This is a genomic window from Roseateles sp. (assembly GCF_036404855.1).
Classification (GTDB): domain Bacteria; phylum Pseudomonadota; class Gammaproteobacteria; order Burkholderiales; family Burkholderiaceae_C; genus Pelomonas.
On sequence record NZ_DASWYS010000226.1, the window covers coordinates 1 to 7,935 of the forward strand.

Below are 7,935 nucleotides of genomic sequence, written 5' to 3' on the forward strand. Positions count from 1 at the left end.
GGCCAGCTCGGCGACGAGCGGGTCCACGACATCCGCAACTACATCAAGCGCGGCAAGCTGTGGGACGCCTTCACCTCGCCCACCCTCCCCGTCCTGCTGATCGACGAGATCGACAAGGCCGACATCGAGTTTCCCAACGACCTGCTGCGGGAGATCGACCGCATGGAGTTCTACGTCTACGAGACGCGGCAGCTCGTCAAGGCGAAACACCGACCGCTGGTCTTCATCACCTCCAACAACGAGAAGGAGCTGCCCGACGCTTTCCTGCGTCGCTGCTTCTTCCACTACATCAAGTTCCCCGACGCCGAGACGATGCACAAGATCGTCGACGTGCACTTCCCGACGCTGAAGAAGGACCTTCTGGCCGCCGCGCTGAAGAACTTCTACGACGTGCGCAACCTGCCGGGCCTGAAGAAGAAGCCCAGCACCTCGGAGCTGATCGACTGGCTCAAGCTGCTGCTGGCCGAGGACGTGCCAGTCGATGCGCTGCAGGCCAAGGACGACAAGGTCAGCATCCCGCCGCTGGTGGGTGCGCTGCTGAAGAACGAACAGGACCTGACCCTGTTCGAGAAGCTCGTCTTCATGCAACGCAACAACCGCTGATGGCCCAGGACTTCGACCGCGCGATGCGCGAAGCCCTGGCCGACGCCGTCGGCTTCGTCGCCGGCGCGCTGGCCGGCTGGTGGTTGGGCCGGCAGTTCGGCATCGACTTCATCAGCACCACCGACTGGAACGCACAGCAGATGGCGGGCCTTGTGCTCATCGTTGGTGGCTGCGGCGTGGGGCGCCTCGTCGCGCGCAAGCTGATGCTGAAGGACAAGGCATGAAGCCGGTACAACCCGTTACCCTCGCGGCCGGCCCCATCCGCCTGGTGCCGCTGACCCTGGATCATGTTCCCGGCCTGCAGGCCGCGGCAGCCGATGGCGAGCTGTGGAACCTGCGCTTCACCGGCGTGCCCCCACCCGACGAGACCGTCGCCTACGTCGAGGCAGCATTGGCCGGCCAGTCTGCCGGCCATCGCCTGCCCTTCGCGGTGCTGGACGCGACAAGCGGTGAGGTGTTGGGCTCGACCAGCTATCACGACATCGTGCCCGCGGTGGAGCGCGTCGAGATCGGCTACACCTGGTACGCCCGCCGCGTGCAGCGCAGTGCCGTCAACACGACGGCCAAGCTGCTGCTGCTGACGCATGCCTTCGAGACGCTGGGTGCCAAGCTCGTGGGGTGGCGCACCGACAACTTCAATCTCGCCTCGCAGCGCGCCATCGAGCGCCTGGGCGCCAAGCGCGACGGGGTGCTGCGCCATCACTGGCCGCGCCGCGACGGCACGGTGCGCGACACCGTCATGTACAGCCTGACCGTGGGCGAATGGCCCGAGGTCAAGGCCCATCTCCATTGGCAACTCACCCGGCCAAGATAAGCCCCGCGCGCCTGAACCACGGGCGCGTTCACCGAGACGAGAACTACATGAAGACAGGGAAGAAGACGAAGCCGTTCGATGTCAACGCCCTCTGGGCCCTGGACCGAATCGGTGAACCCAGCCTCAGCCCGGATGGCGCTCAGGCGGCCGCCGGCGTCACCCGCTACTCGATGGAGACGAACAAGGCGCAGAGCAGCCTGTGGCTGTTCTCGACGCTGGGCGGCGAACCACGCCGCTTGACCGAGGCCGGCGAGAAGGACGGCAACCCACAGTGGAGCCCGCGCGGCGACCTGATCGCCTTCACGGCCAAGCGCGAGCAGGCCGGTCAGCGTGACGAGGAGTCCCAGCTCTACGTGATCCCGCCGGACGGCGGCGAAGCCCGACGCATCGGCCAGGTGCCCACGGGCGTCGAATCTTTCAAGTGGTTCCCGGACGGCCGGCGCATCGCCTTCGTGTCCTGGGTCTGGCCCGACCGCAAGGCCGCCGCGCAGGGCGATGCCCTGAAGGACTTCAAGGCCCGCAAGGAGAGCGCCTACGTCACCGACGAGGCCCTCTACCGCTTCTGGGACCACCACATCCCCATGGGCCGCGTGCCGCACCTGCATGTGATGGACGTGGACAGCGGCAAGGCGCGCGACCTGTTCGAGGGCAGCGCCTGGGAGCTGAGCCGCGCCGAACCCGACGCCAACAGCTTCGACATCGCGCCCGATGGCCGCCGCATCGCCTTCGCCTTCGACCCGGGCACCGAGAAGACGCTGGACGCCCGCTACGCGCTGGCCGAGATCGACGTACGCACGCGCCGGGTCCAGACCCTGCTGCAGGACGGCGACTGGGACTTCGCCGCGCCACGCTACAGCCACGGCGGCGCGCACCTCGCCTTCCTGGCCAGCCACCAGGCCCGCGGCCACAACCAGCCCAACCGGCTGGCCGTGCTGGACCAGCAGGGCCGCTGGGCCGTCTTCAGCGACGACTGGGACCACGAAGTGAGCGCCCCCCTGCGCTGGACAGCCGACGACCAGAGCCTGCTCTTCGCCGCCGAGGAACGCGGCCGCCGCCACCTGTGGCAGTTCGCACTGGGCGACCGCCTGGCCGAACCCATCTTCGAGGGCGGCCACGTCGGCAGCTTCACCTGTGCCGCCGATCTCGTCGTGCTCAACCACGACGGCGTGCAGTTCCCGCCGCGACTGTCGGTCCTCGGCGAAGACGGGCTGCACCGCATCGAAGCGCTGAATGACGAGCGCCTGGCGGCCCACGACTTCGGCCGCCATGAGGAAGTGACGGTCCAGGGCGCGCGCGGCGACGACGTGCAGATGTGGCTGATCTACCCGCCTGGCTTCGACGCCAAGAAGAAGTGGCCCGTCATGCACGTCATCCACGGCGGCCCACACACCGCCTTCGGCGACAGCTGGCACTGGCGCTGGAACCATCAGGCGTTCGCGGCGCAAGGCTACGTCGTCGCCTGCGTGAACTACCACGGCTCATCCAGCTTCGGCCACTCATTCCTCGACAGCATCACCGGCCGCTGGGGCGATTACGAGCTGCAGGACGTCGAGGCCGGCACGGATTGGCTGCTGAAGAAGTCCTGGGTGGACAGGAAGCGCATCGTCGCCACGGGCGGCAGCTACGGCGGCTACATGGTCGCGTGGATGAATGGCCACGTGAAGCCCGGTCGCTACCAGGCCTATGTCTGCCATGCTGGCTGCTACGACTGGCAGGCCATGTATGCCGATGACGCCTACAGCTGGCACCGCAAGGAGCTGGACGCGGCCTACTGGGACGATCCGGCCAAGGTGGCCGCACAGAGCCCGCACGCTTTCGCCCGGCACTTCAAGACGCCCACACTCGTCATCCACGGGGCGCTGGACTACCGCGTGCCCGACGCGCAAGGGCTGGCCTACTACAACACGCTGAAATCGCTGGGCGTGCTGTCCCGCCTCGTCTGGTTCCCGGACGAGAACCACTGGGTGCTGAAGCCGCGCAACAGTCGGCTCTGGTACGGCGAGTTCTTTGACTGGCTGGCCCGCTTCGCGCCCGCCCGCCGCTAACCCCTGCATACAGGCCGCCCGCCGGTTGCCTTTCATAATCGGCAAGCCATGCTGATCCAGTTTTTCTACACGCTGCGCGCCGCCAAGCTCAAGGTGACGGTGCCGGAGTACCTGACGCTGCTCGAGGCGCTGCAGGCCGGCGTCATCGGCGGCCCGGACCATGGCGGCGTGGCCTCCATCGACGACTTCTACCACCTGGCCCGCACCAGTCTCGTCAAGGACGAAACCCAGTACGACAAGTTCGATCGTGCCTTCGCCGCCTACTTCAAGGGCGTGGAGATGCTGACCGACTTCACTGCCGAAGTGCCGCTGGAGTGGCTGCGCAAACAGCTCGAACTGGAGCTGACGCCCGAGCAAAAGGCCGCTATCGAGAAGATGGGCTGGGACGAGCTGATGGAGACGCTCAAGAAGCGCTTCGAGGAGCAGAAGGAGCGCCACGAAGGCGGCAACCGCTGGATCGGCACGGGCGGCACCAGCCCCTTCGGCAACGGTGGCTACAACCCGCAGGGCATACGCATCGGCGGCAAGGGCGGGGGCAAGAGCGCCGTCAAGGTCTGGGAGCAACGCGCCTACCGCGACTATGACGACACGCTGGAGCTGGGCACGCGCAACATCAAGGTCGCGCTGCGCCGGCTGCGCCGCTTCGCCCGCGAGGGCTCTGAGCTGGAGCTGGACCTGGATGGCACCATCCACGGCACGGCCGCCAACGCCGGCTTGCTGGACATCCGCATGCAACCCGAGCGCCACAACAAGGTCAAGGTGCTGCTGCTGATGGACGTGGGCGGCACGATGGACGAGCACATCCACCGCGTGGAGGAGCTGTTCTCCGCCTGCAAGAGCGAGTTCAAGCACCTGGAGTTCTATTACTTCCACAACTGCGTCTACGACTTCGTCTGGAAGAACAACCGGCGCCGCTTCGCCGAGAAGCTGAGCACCTTCGACCTGATCCGCAAGTACAACCGCGACTACAAGCTCATCTTCGTCGGCGACGCGACCATGAGCCCCTACGAGATTCTGCAGATCGGCGGCAGCGTGGAGTACAACAACGACGAGGCTGGCGCCGAATGGCTGCAGCGCCTCACCCACGCCTTCCCCAAGTACGCGTGGATCAACCCCGAGCCGCAAGGCGTCTGGCAGTACCGGCAGAGCATCGCGCTGATCCAGCAGCTGATGCAGCAGCGCATGTTCCCGCTGACCCTCTCCGGACTGGAAGGCGCCATGCGGCTGCTGAGCAAGTAATGGCGCGTCTGCTCGCGCTGCTGGTCGCGGCGCTGCTGAGCGCCTGCGCCACCCAGCCCCCGCCGCCCCCCCCTGCCGCGCCGGCGCCCGACATCCCTGCCGACGCGCCCGCCGTCTACAGCCTGGACATCAGCGTCGACGACGACCGCGACGGCAGCCTGCGTACGTTGCTGCAGCAGAACCTCGACCTTGCCCGCTACCGCGCCAGCGAGGCCGCGCTGAGCCGTGTCGAACTGGCACGCCTGGCAGCGGCCGCACCGTCGCAAGCCCAGGCACTGCTCGAGACCGAAGGGCATTTCAACGCCACGGCCGACGTGCAACGTGACGCCGAGGACGGCACGCGACTGCGGCTCAACGTCCAGCCCGGCCCGCTCACCCGCGTCAGCAAGCTGGAGCTGGAGTTCACCGAGGGCCTGGCCGAAGACGACGCCAAGGCCCTGCGCGACGTCCTGCGTGGCCTGTGGCCACTGAAGAACGGTGCCGCGTTCACACAGTCCCAGTGGGCCGCGGGCAAGAGCGAACTGCTGCTGCGCGCACGCACCGGCGGCTTCCCGCTGGCGCGCTGGGCCGATACCTCAGCCCGCGTCAACCCCGACGAGCACAGCGCCGAGCTCCACCTCGTGCTGGCCAGCGGCAACCGCGCGCGGCTCGGTGCGCTGCGCATTGAAGGGCTCAAACGCCAGAGCCGGCAGACCATCGAGCGCTTGGCCGGCTTCGACACCGGCGAGGGCTACACCGAGCAAAAGCTGGCCGAGTTCCAGGAACGCCTGGCCAAGACCCAGCTCTTCGACGCCGTGCGCGTTCAGTTGCAGTCCGAGACCCTGGACCCCGATGGCAGCAACCCTGTGCTGGTCACCGTCACCGAGTCCGCGCTGCAGCAGGCCACTGTCGCGGTGGGCTACCACAGCAACACGGGCCAGAGCATCAGCGTCGAACATCTGCATCGCCGCCCCTTCGACCTGGCCGTGCGTGCGCGCACCAAGCTCCAGCTCAGCCGTGACCTGCGCGGCGCCGAGCTGGAACTCAGCTCCCATCCCCAGCCCGACCTGCATCGCAACATCGCCGCGATGCAGTTCGAGCAGGACCGCTCGGGCGACACCATCGCCACCAACCTGGGCCTGCGGCTCGGCCGGCTCTACGAGTCCACCAACGACGAGCGCCTGAGCTACGTCGAGCTGTTGCGGGCCCGCGAGACGACGGGGGGACAGGTCAACACCAACCTCGCCCTCTCCATCAACCAGCAGTGGATACGACGCCGCCTGGACAGCACGCTGCTTCCCACCGATGGCCACCAGGCCCTCGCCCTGATCGGCCTGGGCTACGCGAAGGGCGGCGGCACGGAAGACAGCGGCCCCTTCGGCCGGATGCAACTCAAGCTCGGCGTCTACAAGCCGCTCGGCGCCAGTTGGTACGGCTCGGCGCGTGCCGAGGTGGCGCAGGTCGTCGCGCACGATCGCGTCGGCGTGCCCGAGAAGCTGCTCTTCTTGGCCGGTGGTGACGAGTCCGTGCGCGGCTATGCCTACCGCAGCCTGGGCGTGGAGCGCAATGGCCTGACCGTGGGCGGTCGCGTGCTGGCCACCGGCAGCCTGGAGGTGGCGCGCCCCTTCACGATGAGCATGCCCAGCCTGTGGGGCGCGCTTTTCATCGATGCGGGCAACGCCGCCTCGCGCTGGACCGACTACCGCCCCGTCGTCGGCTACGGCGCCGGCGTGCGCTGGCGCAGCCCCGTCGGCCCGCTGCGCGTCGACCTCGCGCGCGCGCAGGAGACCGGCAAGTGGCGGCTCCACTTCTCAGTGGGGATCGCCCTGTGAGGCGCAGCCTGCGCATCCTGCGCGCCGGCCTGATCGGGCTGGCGCTGGTCCTGGTCCTGCTGGTCGGCTTCGTCGCCTGGTTGCTGCACCGCCCCGCCGGCGGCGCCTGGCTGCTGGCCCACCTGCCCGGCGTGCAGATTGAGGCGCCCGAGGGCTCGCTGATGGGCGACTTCAGCGCCCGCCGCCTGCTGCTCACCTGGGCCGGCGGCGAAGCCGAACTGCGCGGCCTGCGCTGGAAGGGCTTGGGCGTCAGCGCCAGCGACGGCCTGCTGCTGGCGCGCGAGCTGGCCATCGACGAAATCGACATCCGCAGCCAGGCCAGTGACACCCCGCTCGCCATCCCGGCAGACCTGAGCCTGCCTCTGGGCGTGCACATCGCCCGCCTGCGCGTCGGCCGCCTGAGCTGGGCGCCGCAGCAGGCCCCGCTGCTCGGGCTGGACGCCCAGCTCGACCTGCCGCGCCGCGGCACCCACCACATCCAGCTCAAGGCTGCGCGCTGGCAACACCTCACGCTGGCCGGCGATGCCCGCATCGACAGTGCCGCACCGCTTCAGACCGACGCGACGCTGCGCGTGGCGCAGGCCGAGGCGACCGAGCTTCCGTGGACAGCCGTCGCCGCCGTCACCGGTCCGCTCGCCAAGCTCAAGGCCAAGGCCGAGCTGGAGGCCGCCCACCAGACGCTGAAGGCCGACGGCGAGATCCAGCCTTTTGCGACCTGGCCCGTCAACGCGCTGCAGCTGCAGGCCGACGCACTGGACCTGGCCGCCCTCGCCCCCGGCCTGCCGCGTACGGCGCTGAGTGGCACGGCCCAACTCAAGGCGCCGGCTCGCGATGCCGAGGCAACGCTGCAGGCCGAACTGCGCAATGGCGCCGCCGGCCGCTGGGACCAGGGCGCCCTGCCCGTCAACCGCCTCGTCATCGCGCTCGCCGGTCGGCCCGACCAGCCCACCAGCCTGCGTCTCACCGCCCTGGACGCCGAGCTGCCCGGCGGCGCGCGCGTAAAGGGCAAGGGCCAGTACGGTTCCAGCGAGGCCGACGGTCGCTGGCAGCTCGATGCCCGCGTGCAGGGCCTGCGCCCCGAGGCGCTGGACAGCCGCGCCGCGCCAGCCCGCCTGGACGGGCCGTTCAGCCTCGCCGGCAGCAAGGCGGGCCCGCTCAGCGCCCGGCTCGACCTCGGGGGCACGCTGGAGGGTCGGCCGCTACGCGTCAAGGCCCAGGTGCAGGGTGAGGGCAGCCAGTGGCGCATCGAAGAGGCCCGGCTCACCAGCGGCGACGCGACGCTGCAGGCCAGCGGCCGTGTCGACACGGCGGGTGCCGCGCAGATCAAGGCCCAGGTGCGCCAGTTCGACCCCCATCTGCTGTGGCGCGGCGCGCCGGGCTCCGCCTGGGCTCGCCTGCCCGGCCCGACGCGCCTGAACGCCGA

General features: G+C 69.1%; 7 protein-coding genes. All 7 read left to right on the plus strand.

The genetic code is table 11. The annotated features are described in order from the left end of the window. On the plus strand, positions 1 to 603 hold a 603-nt coding region (locus tag VGF12_RS15045), incomplete at its 5' end, for a MoxR family ATPase (RefSeq protein ID WP_331176855.1). Further along, entirely contained in the window at positions 603 to 827 is a 225-nt protein-coding gene (locus VGF12_RS15050; RefSeq protein WP_331176856.1) for a hypothetical protein, read from the plus strand. The genes VGF12_RS15045 and VGF12_RS15050, both read left to right, overlap by 1 nt. After that, positions 824 to 1,417 carry a GNAT family N-acetyltransferase gene (locus VGF12_RS15055; protein ID WP_331176857.1) on the plus strand — a complete coding sequence of 198 codons (594 nt, stop codon included), beginning with the start codon at positions 824 to 826 and terminating at the stop codon, positions 1,415 to 1,417. The genes VGF12_RS15050 and VGF12_RS15055 overlap by 4 nt, the downstream gene beginning before the upstream one ends. Before the next feature lie 47 nt (positions 1,418 to 1,464). Next, positions 1,465 to 3,462: a S9 family peptidase gene (locus VGF12_RS15060; protein WP_331176858.1), complete on the plus strand. Its 1,998-nt coding sequence runs from the start codon at positions 1,465 to 1,467 to the stop codon at positions 3,460 to 3,462. Between the two features lie 48 nt (positions 3,463 to 3,510). Beyond that, positions 3,511 to 4,701 (plus strand): vWA domain-containing protein, encoded by a 1,191-nt coding sequence (locus tag VGF12_RS15065; protein ID WP_331176859.1) that lies wholly within the window; start codon positions 3,511 to 3,513, stop codon positions 4,699 to 4,701. Then, positions 4,701 to 6,512 (plus strand): autotransporter assembly complex protein TamA, encoded by a 1,812-nt coding sequence (locus VGF12_RS15070; protein WP_331176860.1) that lies wholly within the window; start codon positions 4,701 to 4,703, stop codon positions 6,510 to 6,512. The genes VGF12_RS15065 and VGF12_RS15070 overlap by 1 nt, the downstream gene beginning before the upstream one ends. Continuing rightward, positions 6,509 to 7,935 (plus strand): hypothetical protein (locus VGF12_RS15075; RefSeq protein WP_331176861.1); only part of this gene is annotated, 1,427 nt, incomplete at its 3' end. The genes VGF12_RS15070 and VGF12_RS15075, both read left to right, overlap by 4 nt.